Source organism: Nonomuraea sp. AD125B (genome assembly GCF_041402765.1).
Taxonomy (GTDB): Bacteria; Actinomycetota; Actinomycetes; order Streptosporangiales; family Streptosporangiaceae; genus Nonomuraea; species Nonomuraea bangladeshensis.
This window is the reverse complement of sequence record NZ_JBGLOU010000016.1, coordinates 30398-44247: the sequence shown is the minus strand read 5'-3', so window position 1 is coordinate 44247 and position 13850 is coordinate 30398. Positions and strand designations below refer to the sequence as shown.

Here is a 13850-nt window from a genome sequence, read left to right as displayed (position 1 = left end):
ACACCCCGGTAGATTCGGACACCATGAGCAAGCCACGCGTCGCCGTCGTTTTCGGAGGTCGCAATTCCGAGCATGCCGTGTCCCTGATGGGCGCGGGCAGCGTGCTGGATGTGATCGACAGGAGCAAGTACGAGGTGATCCCGATCGGGATCGCCCAGGACGGCAGGTGGGTGCTGGCCGCGTCCGACCAGCGGTTCGCCATCGAGGAAGGCGAGCTGCCGGTCGTCGACACCTCGGGGGCGGCGCTCGCGCTGCCCTCCGGCGGCAGCTCCCTCGTGGCCTACGACCCCGGTGCCATCCCCGTCGAGCTCGGGACGGTCGACGTGGTGTTCCCCGTGATGCACGGCCCGTTCGCCGAGGACGGCACCATCCAGGGCCTCCTGGAGATGGCCGGCGTCCGCTATGTCGGCTCCGGCGTGCTGGCCAGCGCCGTCGGCATGGACAAGGCGTACATGAAGACCGTCCTCGCCGCGGCCGGGCTGCCCACCGGCGAGTTCGTCGCCGTACGCGACCGCGACTGGCGGCTCAACCGCGAGCTGGTGCTCAAGGAGGCCGAGGAGCGGCTCGGCTACCCGGTCTTCGTCAAGCCCGCGCGGGCCGGCTCCTCCCAGGGCATCTCCAAGGCCGCCGACCGGGCCCAGCTCGAACAGGCCGTGGAGTTCGCCCGGCAGCACGACCCCAAGGTGCTCATCGAGGCCGCCATCGAGGGCCGCGAGATCGAGTGCGCGGTGCTGGAGTCGCCCGGCGACGAGCCGGCCGCCGCGTCCGTGCCCGGCGAGGTCAAGGTCGAGGGCGGGCAGGAGTTCTTCGACTTCGAGGCCAAGTACTACCCCGACCAGATGTCGCTCACCGTCCCCGCCGACATCCCCGCCGAGACGGCCGAGGAGCTGCGGGCCCTCGCGGTGCGGGCGTTCGAGGCGCTCGACTGCGAAGGGCTCTCGCGGGTCGACTTCTTCTACACGCCCGACGGGCGGCTGATACTCAACGAGATCAACACCATGCCGGGCTTCACCTCGCTGTCGGTGGCGCCGCAGCTCTGGGCCGCCACCGGGGTGCCGTACGCGGAGCTCGTGGACCGGCTCATCCAGCTCGCGCTCAACCGGCCGGCCGGGCTGCGATGAGCGCTATCCCGCCATCCGGCCCACCGGGCCGGACAGCTCGGCGAGCACGTCGCCGGGCGTGTGGCCGCCGCCGATCGTGACCTCCACGTACGCGGTGTCCGTCACGGCGGTGTACAACGCGGGCCGCTCGGGGTCGGCGAACCAGCCGACGCCGTTGATCTCCTGGAGCTGGTCCGTCGGCGCCATCCGCACCGGGCGGGGCACGCCGCAGCGCAGCGCGATCGCGCCGTCCCCCCAGACGGCGACGTACGGCGAAGGCGGCTCCGACGTGCCGCGCTCGGCACCGTCGAGGGACGCGGGCAGCCGCGTGGCCAGCTTGTCGCAGGCGGCGACCGCCGGGCCCGCGGGCACCGGCGGCTCCACCTGGACGGTGCCGCCGCAACCGGCGAGCGCTAGGAGAACGAGCAGGACGGCGGCGGCACGCATGCGACGACTACCTTCGGAACGGGACGGCTCAGATGTGGACGATCGGACACGTCAGCGTACGCGTGATCCCTTCCACCGCCTGAATCTGGGCCACCACCAGCTTGCCCAGCTCGTCCACGTTACGGGCCTCCGCGCGGACGATCACGTCGTAGGGACCGGTCACGTCCTCCGCCTGCGTCACACCGGGGATCCCGGAGATCTCCCCGGCCACTGCGGCGGCCTTGCCGACCTCGGTCTGAATAAGGATGTAGGCCTGCACCATCACGTCCTCCCGGGCGATTGGATCACGCCGAAGGGCCACCGTACCCTGTGTGCGTCAGGAGGTGCGTCATCACAGTCGGGGATCTCGGCGAATTCGGCGTGGTAAATCGTATTACCGGCCGTCTTCCCCAGGGAGCGGCAGTAATGCTGGGTCCGGGGGACGACGCGGCGCTCGTCGCCGCCCCCGACGGGCGGGTCGTGGTCTCCACCGATCTGCTGCTGGAGGGCAGGCACTTCCGGCGCGACTGGTCCAGCCCGTACGACGTGGGCCGCAAGGCCGCCGCCCAGAACCTCGCCGACGTCGCCGCCATGGGCGCTGTTCCCACAGCGCTGGTGATCGGCCTCGGCATCCCCGCCGACCTGGCCGTGGCCTGGCTGGACGGGCTGACCGACGGCTTTCGCGACGAGTGCGCGGTCGTCGGCGCGAGCGTGGCCGGGGGCGACGTGACCCGGTGCGACCTGGTGGTCCTCGGGGTCACCGCGCTGGGCGACCTGGGCGGGCGGGCCCCCGTCCGGCGGGACGGCGCACGGCCGGGGCAGGTCGTGGCGGTGGCGGGGCGGCTCGGGCACGCGGCGGCCGGGCTCGCGCTGCTCGACGCCGGGGTGCCGGCCCGTACCGAGGCGCTGGAACGGGCGGTGGCGGCGCACCGGCGGCCCTGTCCGCCGTACGAGGAGGGGCCGCGCGCCGCCGAGCTGGGCGCGAGCGCGATGCTGGACGTCAGCGACGGGCTGCTGCAGGACCTCGGGCACGTGGCCACGGCGAGCGGGGTGCGGATCGAGCTGGATCCGCAGGCGTTCACGGTGGGCGAGCCGGTGCTGGCGGCGGCCAAGGAGCTGGGGGCCGATCCCTTGGAATGGGTGCTCACGGGTGGCGAGGATCACGCGCTCGCGGCGGTCTTTCCCGCCGGGGTGCGGTTGCCCGCGGAGTGGCAGGTCGTGGGGCGGGTGGTCGAGGGTGAAGGGATTCTCGTGTACGGGCGAGAAATGGGACGTGGCGGCTGGGATCACTTTCGGTAGTGATCTGTCCCGATTTTTGGGATATTTTCCCGGTTTGGGGTACGACTAGTGGGATTGCTGTGACAACGGCGTAGCAAAGGTGTTATGAAGATTGGCGGCCAACTGTAACCGGCAGAAAGGGCAGCCATGGGCCGCCACGGCACAGGTGGATCCGACGACGGGGATGAACGGGGGAGCAGTAGCGCATTCTGGGGTCCTGACGAGGAGGCCGAGCCGCCGGGCTGGCCGTCCCTGCCGGACCGGCCCGAGGTCACGGGGCAGTGGGCCCCGATGCGGCGCCGCGAGGGCGAGCCGCCGCGCGGGCCGGGGGCCGAGCCGTTCGAGGTCACCGGAGCTTTCGCGCTGCCCACCGACTCCGCCGGCGGACCCGCGAGTGCCTTCCCGCCGCCCCCTGGCGACCAGGCCGGCCCCTTCGAGGTGACGGGCGCCTTCGCCCGCCCCGCAGATTGGGACGCCCCCTCTCCCGGCACCCCCACGGGCCCCGGCACCTCCAGCGGCCCCGGCACCCCCGCTTTCCTTGGCGACCCTGCCTCCGGCTCCGGCTTCCCCGGCAACCCGACCTCCGGCCCTGGAACCCCCGGTTCCGGCCGCCCCGGCGACCCCGCCTTCGGGCCTGGAGCCCCTGGTTCCGGCTTCCCCGGCGACCCCGCCTTCGGGCCTGGAGCCCCTGGTTCCGGCTTCCCCGGCGACCCCGCTTCCGGCCCTCGGCCCGCCGGCTCCGGCTTCCCCGGCGATCCCGCCGGCTCCCGCGGCCCTGGGGCCGGCTTGCCTGGCGATCCCGCCGGCGGTCCGCGGACTCCGGGCGGAGTCGCCTCGTTCGGCGGGCCCGCCACAGGTGACTTCGACGTGCCAGGGCCGGTCGACAGGGCTCCGGGACGTGGCGACGGCCCCCGGCCTGGTGGCGGCTTCTTCGACGCCCCCGCCGAGCGCACCGCCGCATTCCCCGGCCCGTCCGGCCCGCAGGACGCCCAGAGCGGCGGCCCCTTCGGCCCCGGCTCGTTCGGCGCCCCCACCGGCCCCGGCGGCACCGGCCCATTCGACCGGCCTGGCGGCACTGGCCCCCTCGACCAGGTCGGCGGCCCCGGCTCCGGTCGGCCTGGCGGAAACGGCCCCTTCGACCAGGTCGGCGGTCCTGGCTCTGCCGACCGATCCGGCGGCACCGGCCCGTTCGACCCGCCCACCGGGACTGGTCCTTTCGGCCGGCCGAGTGGGACCGGTCCCTTTGACCAGCCCGGCGCGACCGGGCCCGGGAGTGACCCCTTCGCGCGGCCGATGCGCGGTGAAGGGTTCTTCGACGATCAGGAAGGGCAGGCCGGAGGCGCGTTCGACGGCCCGGCCGACCGTACCGCCAGGTTCGACGCGCCCCCTGCGGGCCCGCCCATGCCCGGCGACATCAAGGTGGCCGGCGAGCCCACGGCGGCGGTCAGGACCCCGGCGTGGGCGGAGGCCGAGACCGGCTTCCTCACCTCCGGCTGGTCCGCCGACTCGGGCCTCGACGACCTCGACGACCAGGACGAGCCCAAGGGCCGCCGCGGCCGCCGCAAGGACCGCGACGGCGACAAGGACCGCGACAGCGACAGCGGCCGGGGCGGTGGCCGCGGCGGCAGGGGCAGGGGCGACGACCTGGCCGCCCCGTCGTCGTCCGGCGGCGGCAAGGGCCGCATGGCGTTGCTGTCCGTCGCCGCCGTGGCCGTGGTGCTCGGCGGCACGGTGGCGGGCGTGAAGCTGATGAGCTCCGGCGACCCGGCCAAGTGCGAGGGCGCGACCTGCGCGGCCGTACAGAAGACCCCGGCCGCCCCCGGCCCCTCCGTCGCCGACCCGGCGGCGGAGGAAGAGGAGAGCGAGCCCGAGGAGGAGCCGACGGCGGACGAGGAGAAGACCACGCCGTCCGGCCGTCCGACGCCCACCGCCTCGTACGTCGCCCGCGCCCCCCGCCGCACCACCTCGCCCACGCCGAAGCCCACCAGGACCAGGGTGAAGGCGTCCGCGCAGCCGACCAAGCGGGTGACGGAGGAGCCGACGGGCGCGGAGGAGAGCGACACGCTCACCCCCAACCCGAACCCCGAGCCCTCCTCGGACGGCGGCGCGACCGAGGCCCCTTCGCAGCCGACTCCCGTCGACACCGACCGCCCCGGCCCGTTCGGGCAGGGCGGCGCCGCCGGCGGCTCGATCAACGTCCAGCAGACGATCAAGCAGCGCGTCGGCTCCTACTCGGCGAGCCTCAAGGTCGCGAACACCTCGACGCGGGCGCTGGCCGCCCCCACGGTCTCGGTGCCGGTCGAGGGCAAGGTGCTGAGCGTGCGCGGCGCGACCTGGACGCAGGACGGAGACCTGCTGATCCTGGACGTGCCGAGCACCCTGGCGGCCGGTGACTCGGCGGAGGTCACGTTCACCGCGACGGGCAAGGGCGAGCAGGCGGAGACCTGCGGCATGGTCAGCGGGGAGTGCGCCGTCACCTGACCGGGTCAAATGGTTGGATGGGGGACATGACGGTTTCGACCCCTCCACGCGTGCTCACCGTCGCCGGCTCCGACTCCGGGGGAGGCGCGGGCATCCAGGCCGACCTGAAGACCATGATGGCCATGGGCGTCCACGGCATGAGCGTCATCGCGGCGGTAACCGCGCAGAACTCGCTCGGCGTCCAGGGCTACTGGGAGCTGCCGCCCGAGGCCGTACGGGCGCAGCTCGACTCCGTGCTCGGCGACATCGGCACGCAGGCGGTCAAGACCGGCATGCTGGCCTCGCCCGTCCTGGTCGAGGTGGTCGCCGAAGTCCTCGGCCGGTACGGCGCGCCGGTCGTCGTCGATCCCGTCGGGGTGTCCAAGCACGGCGATTCGCTGCTCGCGGAGGAGGCCGTGGAGACGATGCGCACCCGGCTGCTCCCGGTGGCCACGGTGGCGACGCCGAACCTGTGGGAGGTCGAGCAGCTCACCTCGGTCAAGGTCGAGGACGAGAATGGCCTGCGCCGCGCGGCCGACGCCGTCCTCGCGCTGGGCCCCAAGTGGGCGCTGATCAAGGGCGGCCACCTGCCGGGCGCGCCGGTGGACCTGCTGACCGACGGCGCCGAGGAGCACCGCTTCGCCGCCGAGCGCCATGACAACCGCCACACTCATGGCACCGGCTGCACGCTGGCCTCGGCCATCGCCTCCCGCCTCGCGCTGGGCGACGACGTGCCGGAGGCGGTGCGGGCGGCCAAGGAGTACGTGACCGGCGCCATCGCCCACGGCTTCCCTCTGGGCGAGGGCATCGGCCCCGTGGACCACGCCTGGCGCTGGCGCTGACCCGCCGCCGCAACGCGGGCGCGGGCCCAACGACGGGCCCAACGACGGGGACGCCTGCGCGCGTGCCTGACGGCGGGTCTGGCCGCGCGGGCCCGGACGACGGGCCTAACGACGGGCACAACGACGGGGACGCCTGCGCGCGTGCCTGACGGCGGGTCTGGCGGCGTGGGTCCGGACGTCGGGCCCGACCAACGGCCCGTGGGCATGACAAAGGCCCGCTGCTCCCGAAAGGGCGGCGGGCCTTCGCGCGGTGAAAGAACTTAGCGGGTGACCTTGCCCGCCTTGATGCACGAGGTGCACACGTTCAGCTTCTTCGGCGTGCCGCCGACGACCGCGCGCACCGTCTGGATGTTGGGGTTCCAACGACGGCGGGTGCGGCGGTGGGAGTGGGACACGTTGTTACCGAAGGTCGGCCCCTTGCGGCAGACATCGCAGACGGAAGCCACGGTATCGCTCCTTAAAACAGTCGATGTAGCCCTGTCCGCTGATGCTTTCCGGGCGGAGGGCATGCCGGGACAACCGGCCAGCCAGACGAGAATATCCGATCCATACCGCTGGGCGCGAACTGGAGCACTGGCCGGGAGACCTGATCAGCCCCGGCACGGAGATATTCTCCATCGACAACGGTAGCGCACGCGGGAGCACGGAGGCGCCGGATGGAGATCCTCGACCCGCCCGCGGTGCGCCGCTGGGCGCGGCTGGCGGCCGACGCGCTCGGCCGGGCCAGGACGGACATCGACGCGCTCAACGTGTTCCCGGTGGCCGACGGCGACACCGGCACCAACCTGCACCTGACCCTGCTGTCCGCGGCCGAGGCCGTCGAGTCCCTGCCCGACGACGTGGACGTGGCCGTGGTGTGGCAGACGCTGTCGTACGGCGCCCTGGTGGGCGCGCGGGGCAACTCCGGAGTGATCGTCAGCCAGGCCCTGCGCGGCCTGGCCGAGGTGCTGAAGGACGGCCACGACCTGCGGGCCGCGCTGCACCGGGCCGCCGCGCTGGCCAGGGAGGCCGTGGCCAGGCCCGTGGAGGGCACGGTGCTGAGCGTGCTGGAGTCGGCCGCGCTGGCCGTACAGGAGCTGGACGGCGACCTGGCCGAGGTGGCGCGGCGGGCGGCGGGCGAAGCCAGGGCGGCGCTCGGGCGCACTCCGCGCCAGCTCGACGTGCTGGCCCGCAGCGGCGTCGTGGACGCGGGCGGCGCCGGTGCGGCGATCGTCCTGGAGACCCTGGCCGCGGTCGTCACCGGCTCCTACGACGGCCACTACGACGTGCCCGCCCCGGCAGCCCGGCTCAAGCCGATGACCGAGGCCGGGGGAGGCTACGAGGTGATGTACCTGCTGGACGCCGACGACGACGCCGTGGCGGCGCTGCGCGCGGAGCTGGACGCGATGGGCGACTCGCTGGTCGTGGTCGGCGGCGACGGCCTCTGGAACGTGCACGTCCACGTGCCGGAGGCCGGCCCCGCCGTGGAGGCGGGGATGCGGGCGGGGCGGCCGCACCGGATCCGGATCACCTACCTGGCCGAGCGCGCCCGCCACGCCGAGGCGGGCCGGGGCGTGGTGGCCGTGGCCGCGGGCGACGGCATCGCCGCGCTGTTCGAGGAGTGCGGAGCCGTCGTGGTGCGCCGCGAGCCCGGCTCGCGGCCGCCGCTGCCCGCCCTGCTGGCGGCGATCCGCCAGGCGGGCAGCGAGGTCGTGGTCCTGCCCAACGACGAGGGCGTCGGCGACGTGGCCGCCGCGGCGGCCGAGATCGCCCGTCAGGACGGGCAGGCGGTCAGTGTGCTGCCCACGCGGGCGACCGTGCAGGGCCTCGCCGCGCTCGCCGTGCACGATCCGCTGCGCCGCTTCGCCGACGACGTGGTGGCGATGGCGGACGCGGCCGGCCAGACCCGCTGCGGCCATGTGACGGTGGCCGGCGAGGAGGCGTTCACCAGCGCCGGGGTGTGCCGCCCCGGCGACGTGCTCGGCCTCATCGAGGGCGACGTGGCGGTGATCGGCGGCGCGCTCGACCAGGTGGCGGCCCTGGTCGTGGACCGCCTGGTGGCGGCCGGCGGCGAGCTGGTCACCCTGATCACGGGCGCCGGCGCCCCGCCGGGCCTCGCCGAGGGCGTGGAGGAGCACCTGCGGCTCACCCGCCCGGACGTCGACCTCGCCGTGTACGCGGGCGGCCAGGGCGGCTACCCCCTGCTGATCGGCGTCGAGTGACGCGCCGGGCGATGGCGGGATTCCTGTCGGCCGCAGGCGGTAGAACTTAATGCCGTGAGCCGTTTCGACGAGCCTCTGACGAAGGCGCTCGACCCGAAGACCGCCAAGCTGCTGCACAGCGTGCTCGGCCTGGAGACGGTCGGCGACCTGCTGCGCCACTATCCACGCCGCTACGCCGAGCGCGGCGAGCTGACCTCGCTCGCCGACCTGGAGGTGGACGAGCACGTCACGGTGGTGGGCGAGGTCACCCGGCTGATGCGCAAGCCGATGCGCAACCGGGGCGGCACCTGGCTGGAGGTCGAGGTCGCCGACGGCAGCGGCGACAAGATCTACCTGTCGTTCTTCGGCAAGGGCTCCCATGCGGCCGAGTCGCGGCTCAAGCCGGGGCGGCGCGGCATGTTCGCCGGCAAGGTGGGGCTGTTCGGGGCGCGCGGCCGGCCGCGCTGGCAGCTCGCGCATCCGGAGTTCGAGCTGTTCGAGGAGGAGGACGAGGGCGGCGCGGCGGAGTTCGCGGCCGCGCCGGTGCCGATCTACCCGGCGGGCAAGGACCTCACGCCGTGGGCCATCCGGCGGGCGATCGGCGTCGTGCTCGACACCCTCGGCCCGCTCGACGATCCGCTGCCCGCCGAGCTGCGGGCCCGTCACAAGCTGCAGCCGCTGGCCGAGGCGCTGGCGGGCATCCACCGGCCGAAGGACTTCGCCGAGATGGGGCGGGCACGGCAGCGGCTGAAGTTCGACGAGGCGTTCGTGCTCCAGTCGGTGCTGCTCCAGCGCCGCCAGGCGGCCACCGCCTGGCCCGCGCGGCCCCGGCCGCGGCGCGAAGACGGCCTGCTGGCCTCGTTCGACGAGCGGCTGCCGTTCGCGCTGACGGAGGGGCAGGCCGCGGTCGGCGAGGAGATCGCCGACGACCTCGCCCGCGAGCACCCGATGCACCGCCTGCTCCAGGGCGAGGTGGGCGCGGGCAAGACCGTGGTGGCGCTGCGCGCGATGCTCCAGGTCGTCGACGCGGGCGGCCAGGCCGCGCTGCTGGCGCCCACCGAGGTGCTGGCCCAGCAGCACCACCGCTCGATCACGGCCATGCTGGGCGACCTCGCGCAGGGCGGCATGTTCGGCGGCACGGCGGTCACGCTGCTGACCGGCTCGATGGGCGCGCCCGCCCGCCGCGCGGCCCTGCTCGACGCCGCCTCGGGCAACGCCGGGATCGTGGTCGGCACGCACGCGCTGCTCCAGGAGCACGTGCAGTTCGCCGATCTCGGGCTGGTGGTGGTGGACGAGCAGCACCGGTTCGGGGTGGAGCAGCGTGACGCGCTGCGCGAGAAGGCCGGTGACGCCCGGCCGCACGTGCTGGTCATGACAGCGACGCCGATCCCGCGCACGGTCGCGATGACGGTCTTCGGCGACCTGGAGGTCTCCACGCTGTCGCAGCTCCCGTCCGGGCGGGCGCCGATCACCACGCACGTCGTCCCGGCCGCCGAGAAGCCCCACTACCTGGAGCGCACCTGGGAGCGGGTGCGGGAGGAGGTGGCGCTGGGCCGGCAGGCCTACATCGTGTGCCCGCGCATCGGCGATCTGGAGGGCGACGAGGGCGACCTGCAGGTGGCGGCGGCCTCGGGCGACGACGAGCGGCGCCCGCCGCTGGCCGTGCTCGACGTGGCCGAGCTGCTGACCCAGGGGCCCTTCCACGACCTGCGGGTGGGCGTCCTGCACGGCAAGCTGCCGCCGGAGGAGAAGGACGCGATCATGCGCTCGTTCTCGCGCGGCGAGCTCGACGTGCTGATCGCGACCACGGTGATCGAGGTCGGCGTCGACGTCCCCAACTCCTCGGTGATGATCATCATGGACGCCGACCGCTTCGGCGTCTCCCAGCTCCACCAGCTCCGCGGCCGGGTGGGCCGGGGTGGCCTGCCCGGCCTGTGCCTGCTGGTCTCCGACTTCCCCGCGGGCACCCCCGCCCGCGCCAGGCTCGACGCGGTGGCCGCCACGCTCGACGGTTTCGAGCTGTCCCGGGTCGACCTGGAGCAGCGCCGCGAGGGCGACGTCCTGGGGGCCGCCCAGTCGGGCAAGCGCAGCTCGCTGAAGCTGCTGCAGCTCCTGCGCGACGAGGACGTGATCGCCGCGGCCCGTGAGGAGGCCGCCGCGCTGCTCGCCGAGGACGCCGACCTCGCCGGCCACCCGGCCCTGCGGGCCGAGATCGACCGGCTGCTGCAGGACGAACGGGCCGAATACCTGGAGAAGACCTGAGCGGGCGGCGCAGGAGAGCCGGAGCAAGAGCGCTGGAAGAGAGCACGGGAGCAACAGCGCTGGGAGAGAGCGCGGGAGTAACAGCGCGGAAGCAGAGGAAGCAACAGCACGGAAGCAGCAGCGGGGAAGAAAGAAGAAACCCAGCCGCGGGGACGGCCTCCCCCCGAATGCCGTCCCCGGCTGGGCCCACCCTCGGGTCAGGTGCCGAGGGAACCGGCGTGCGGAAGGGCTCACGATCACGCCGGTCGGCCTTCATGTGGGTCATCTTGAAGGCCGCAGACTCATCATGCGTGCCGTCCCGGCCGAAGCCAACGACCCTTGCTCAGCCGAGGCCGACACTTGTCCACTCTTGACCTGCGGGAACATGCGAAAGAATGGGGCACATGACTCGGATCATCGCGGGGAGCGCAGGTGGCAGGCGGCTGGCGGTGCCGCCGGGGCGCGGCACGAGGCCGACCAGCGACAGGGCCAGAGAAGGCATCTTCTTGACGCTCGGCTCCCTGTACGGCCTCGACGAGGTCCGTTTCCTCGACCTCTACGCGGGCTCCGGCGCGATCGGCCTGGAGGCGCTGTCGCGCGGGGCCGCCGAGGCGGTGCTGGTCGAGTCCGACCCGAAGGCGGTGCGGACGATCAAGGACAACGTCCGCACGCTGGGCCTGGAAGGCGCGCGGGTGGTAGCGGACAAGGTCACCCGGCTGCTCGCCAAGCCGCCCGAGGGCGGCCCGTTCGACGTCGTCTTCGCCGATCCCCCTTACGCGGTGCCGGACGCGGAAGTGACGACCGTGCTTGAGCTGCTGCGGGACCACGGCTGGCTGGTTGACGACGGGCTGGTGGCTTTCGAGCGGGAAAGCAGGGGAAAAGCCCTTGTGTGGCCTGACGGGTACGTTGAGGAGAGGGTCCGTCGTTATGGCGAAGCGTCCGTTTGGTACGGTCGCGCCGCCGGGAACCCGTAGACCTGGGAGGCGTCTTGCGCCGCGTAGTCTGCCCGGGGTCGTTCGACCCCATCACCAATGGCCATCTCGACATCATCGGACGTGCGGCCCGCCTGTACGACGAGGTGACCGTGGCGGTCCTCATCAACGTCGAGAAGAGCAGCCTGTTCACCGTCGACGAACGCATCGAGATCCTGCAGACGGTCACGAAGGATTTCGCGAACGTCACCGTCAGGAAGTTCCACGGCCTGCTCGTGGACTTCTGCAAGCAGAACGACATCCCCGCCATCGTCAAGGGCATCAGGGTGGTCAGCGACTTCGACTACGAACTGCAGATGGCCCAGCTCAACTACCGCCTGTCGGGGGTGGAGACGCTGTTCATGCCGACCAACCCCGAATACTCGTTCCTGTCCTCCAGCAGGGTCAAGGAGATCGCCCGCTATGGTGGAGACGTGTCGGGCCTGGTGCCCGACCTCGTGCACAAGCTCCTCGTCGAGCGGCTCAGGGGCTGAACGCGACCTGCTATCCTTTCATTTCGGCCTTGTACGACGGCGAGCATCTTCGCCATGCCTAGCGAGATCAGGATGACTCAGCACCTCGACCCCCGCTCCCCGTGGGTGATCTCCACTCATGACCTGGGCAAGCGGCCGGGCACGATGCGGCAGATGACCCTGACGCTCCCGGCACCGGCAGACCTCGGCGTCGACATGATCGGTGTCCCCAAGGACGCCGAAGTCGAGCTGGATCTCCGGTTCGAAGCAGTGATGGAAGGCGTGCTCGTGTCCGGCACGGCGCGCGCCCCGCTCGCCGGGGAGTGCGCCCGCTGCCTCGACCCGATGTCCTCGGACATCGAGGTCGATCTGCAGGAGCTGTTCTTCTACTCCGACGAGGACGCCTCGGAGGACGACTCGCTGCTCGACGGCGAGCTGCTCGACCTCGAGCCGACGTTCCGCGACGCGGTGGTGCTCGCACTGCCGCTGAGCCCCGTGTGCCGCGAGGACTGCGAAGGGCTCTGCGCGGAGTGCGGGGTCAAGCTGGCCGAGGCCGGCGACGACCACCGGCACGAGGTGATCGATGCCCGCTGGGCGTCGTTGCAAGGTCTGATTTCCGACAAAGATAACGATCAGGAGAAGTGACGTGGCCGTCCCGAAGCGAAAGATGTCGCGGAGCAACACCCGCGCCCGTCGCTCCCAGTGGAAGACGACTGCCGTCGCCCTGGTGAGCTGCCCGCAGTGCCGTTCGCCGAAGCAGCCGCACATCGCGTGCCCCACCTGCGGCACCTACAACCGCCGTCAGGTCATCGAGCCGTCCGCCTGATCCGCCGGCACGACCGGACCTCTGCCGGATGGACCGCCGCCGCCTTTCGTGCTTGGTTGAAAGCGTGGCGGCAGTCACACGGCAGGTTTCTCGTCAGCAGTTGACGTGATGCCGACCGAGTGCCATTGTGCCTCGGTCGGCGTTACCGTCTCAGATGCGTGCGGCGGCGGTTCGCCCGCGGCCGTGGTGGACGCCGGGGCCAACGCGATCACCCCGACGCCCACCACGTTTTCGGGCATCTTCCCGCCAGTCGGCGCGCCATCGCCATAGGAAGATGTCCGAGGAGGAAGCACGTGGGCGCAGGTCCTAAGCCCGTGGCCGTCGAAGTAGCCAGGGACGAGCTGGAGCGGGTTCTGTCGGTCGGGCTCGACCACGACATTCTTGAGCGGGCGCTGACGCACCGCTCCTACGCGTACGAGAACGGCGGCCTGCCGACCAACGAGCGCCTGGAGTTCCTCGGCGACTCGGTGCTCGGCCTGGTGGTCACCGACACCCTCTACCGCAACCACCCTGACCTGCCCGAAGGGCAGCTCGCCAAACTGCGCGCGGCCGTGGTCAACATGCGCGCGCTGGCCGACGTGGCCCGCAACCTCGGCCTCGGCCGCTTCCTGCGGCTCGGCAGGGGCGAGGAGGGCACCGGCGGGCGCGACAAGTCCTCGATCCTGGCCGACACGCTGGAGGCCCTGATCGGCGCGATCTACGTCGACAAAGGGCTCGGCGAGGCGTTCCGCGTGGTCCACCTGCTGTTCGACCCGCTGATCGTGCGCTCGGCGTCGCTGGGCGCCGGGCTCGACTGGAAGACCTCGCTGCAGGAGCTCACCGCCTCCGAGGCGCTCGGCGTGCCCGAATACCACGTCGAGGAGAGCGGGCCCGACCACGCCAAGTCGTTCACCGCCATGGTGCGGGTCGGCGGCGAGTCCTACGGATCGGGCACCGGCCGCAGCAAGAAGGAGGCCGAGCAGCAGGCCGCCGAGGCGGCGTGGACCCGCATCAGGGCCCGCCGCGACGAGCGCGAGAAGCAGCGCGAGAGCCAGCCCGCCGCGGGCTGACCCG

At 72.7% G+C, this 13850-nt stretch carries 14 protein-coding genes; 11 read left to right on the top strand and 3 right to left on the bottom strand.

The window, feature by feature from the left end:
• Nucleotides 1–23: 23 nt before the first annotated feature.
• The gene (locus tag ACBR40_RS35520; protein WP_371251575.1) at nt 24–1121 is read left to right on the top strand and encodes a D-alanine--D-alanine ligase family protein; all 1098 of its coding nucleotides are present in this window, start codon (nt 24–26) and stop codon (nt 1119–1121) included.
• A gap of 3 nt (nt 1122–1124) precedes the next feature.
• Here ACBR40_RS35520 and ACBR40_RS35515 read toward each other — a convergent pair whose 3' ends face one another.
• A complete protein-coding gene (locus ACBR40_RS35515) occupies nt 1125–1547 on the bottom strand; it encodes a DUF3515 domain-containing protein (RefSeq protein WP_371251574.1) in 423 nt (140 codons plus the stop codon).
• 28 nt (nt 1548–1575) lie between these two features.
• The gene (locus ACBR40_RS35510) at nt 1576–1809 is read right to left on the bottom strand and encodes an Lrp/AsnC family transcriptional regulator (RefSeq protein WP_242379215.1); all 234 of its coding nucleotides are present in this window, start codon (nt 1807–1809) and stop codon (nt 1576–1578) included.
• 47 nt (nt 1810–1856) lie between these two features.
• Between ACBR40_RS35510 and ACBR40_RS35505 the strand changes: the two genes are divergently transcribed.
• The 3 genes from ACBR40_RS35505 to thiD all read left to right on the top strand — a co-directional run bounded on the left by ACBR40_RS35505 (nt 1857) and on the right by thiD (nt 6106).
• Nucleotides 1857–2825, top strand: a complete 969-nt coding sequence (locus tag ACBR40_RS35505) for a thiamine-phosphate kinase (protein WP_371251573.1) — start codon at nt 1857–1859, stop codon at nt 2823–2825.
• Nucleotides 2826–3095: 270 nt separating this feature from the next.
• Nucleotides 3096–5285, top strand: a complete 2190-nt coding sequence (locus tag ACBR40_RS35500; RefSeq protein ID WP_371251572.1) for a hypothetical protein — start codon at nt 3096–3098, stop codon at nt 5283–5285.
• Between the two features lie 17 nt (nt 5286–5302).
• Nucleotides 5303–6106: a bifunctional hydroxymethylpyrimidine kinase/phosphomethylpyrimidine kinase gene (gene thiD, locus ACBR40_RS35495; RefSeq protein ID WP_344206490.1), complete on the top strand. Its 804-nt coding sequence runs from the start codon at nt 5303–5305 to the stop codon at nt 6104–6106.
• A 260-nt stretch (nt 6107–6366) separates the two neighbouring features.
• Here thiD and rpmB read toward each other — a convergent pair whose 3' ends face one another.
• Entirely contained in the window at nt 6367–6552 is a 186-nt protein-coding gene (gene rpmB / locus ACBR40_RS35490; RefSeq protein WP_043618345.1) for a 50S ribosomal protein L28, read from the bottom strand.
• Between the two features lie 210 nt (nt 6553–6762).
• On the opposite strand from rpmB, the gene ACBR40_RS35485 reads away from it, so the two are divergent.
• From ACBR40_RS35485 to rnc, 7 genes are all read left to right on the top strand, one after another.
• On the top strand, nt 6763–8307 hold the full coding sequence (locus ACBR40_RS35485; protein ID WP_371251571.1) for a DAK2 domain-containing protein: 1545 nt from the start codon (nt 6763–6765) through the stop codon (nt 8305–8307).
• A 54-nt stretch (nt 8308–8361) separates the two neighbouring features.
• Nucleotides 8362–10548 (top strand): ATP-dependent DNA helicase RecG, encoded by a 2187-nt coding sequence (recG, locus tag ACBR40_RS35480; protein WP_344206492.1) that lies wholly within the window; start codon nt 8362–8364, stop codon nt 10546–10548.
• 383 nt (nt 10549–10931) lie between these two features.
• On the top strand, nt 10932–11501 hold the full coding sequence (rsmD, locus tag ACBR40_RS35475) for a 16S rRNA (guanine(966)-N(2))-methyltransferase RsmD (RefSeq protein ID WP_344206493.1): 570 nt from the start codon (nt 10932–10934) through the stop codon (nt 11499–11501).
• A gap of 14 nt (nt 11502–11515) precedes the next feature.
• Entirely contained in the window at nt 11516–11992 is a 477-nt protein-coding gene (gene coaD, locus ACBR40_RS35470) for a pantetheine-phosphate adenylyltransferase (protein WP_344206494.1), read from the top strand.
• Nucleotides 11993–12046: 54 nt separating this feature from the next.
• Nucleotides 12047–12616: a DUF177 domain-containing protein gene (locus ACBR40_RS35465; protein WP_371251570.1), complete on the top strand. Its 570-nt coding sequence runs from the start codon at nt 12047–12049 to the stop codon at nt 12614–12616.
• A 1-nt stretch (nt 12617) separates the two neighbouring features.
• Nucleotides 12618–12797 (top strand): 50S ribosomal protein L32, encoded by a 180-nt coding sequence (gene rpmF / locus ACBR40_RS35460; RefSeq protein WP_033409409.1) that lies wholly within the window; start codon nt 12618–12620, stop codon nt 12795–12797.
• A gap of 314 nt (nt 12798–13111) precedes the next feature.
• Complete coding sequence (rnc, locus tag ACBR40_RS35455) at nt 13112–13846, top strand: ribonuclease III (protein ID WP_020543958.1); 735 nt, start codon at nt 13112–13114, stop codon at nt 13844–13846.
• Nucleotides 13847–13850: the final 4 nt, after the last annotated feature.

Excerpts from the sequence above, each read along its gene's own strand:
- ACBR40_RS35520 (WP_371251575.1), top strand. The coding sequence starts at position 24 with ATGAGCAAGCCACGCGTCGCCGTCGTTTTCGGAGGTCGCAATTCCGAG.
- ACBR40_RS35515 (WP_371251574.1), bottom strand. The coding sequence starts at position 1,547 with ATGCGTGCCGCCGCCGTCCTGCTCGTTCTCCTAGCGCTCGCCGGTTGC.
- ACBR40_RS35510 (WP_242379215.1), bottom strand. The coding sequence starts at position 1,809 with ATGGTGCAGGCCTACATCCTTATTCAGACCGAGGTCGGCAAGGCCGCC.
- ACBR40_RS35500 (WP_371251572.1), top strand. The coding sequence starts at position 3,096 with ATGCGGCGCCGCGAGGGCGAGCCGCCGCGCGGGCCGGGGGCCGAGCCG.
- thiD (WP_344206490.1), top strand. The coding sequence starts at position 5,303 with ATGGGGGACATGACGGTTTCGACCCCTCCACGCGTGCTCACCGTCGCC.
- ACBR40_RS35485 (WP_371251571.1), top strand. The coding sequence starts at position 6,763 with ATGGAGATCCTCGACCCGCCCGCGGTGCGCCGCTGGGCGCGGCTGGCG.
- rsmD (WP_344206493.1), top strand. The coding sequence starts at position 10,932 with ATGACTCGGATCATCGCGGGGAGCGCAGGTGGCAGGCGGCTGGCGGTG.
- ACBR40_RS35465 (WP_371251570.1), top strand. The coding sequence starts at position 12,047 with ATGCCTAGCGAGATCAGGATGACTCAGCACCTCGACCCCCGCTCCCCG.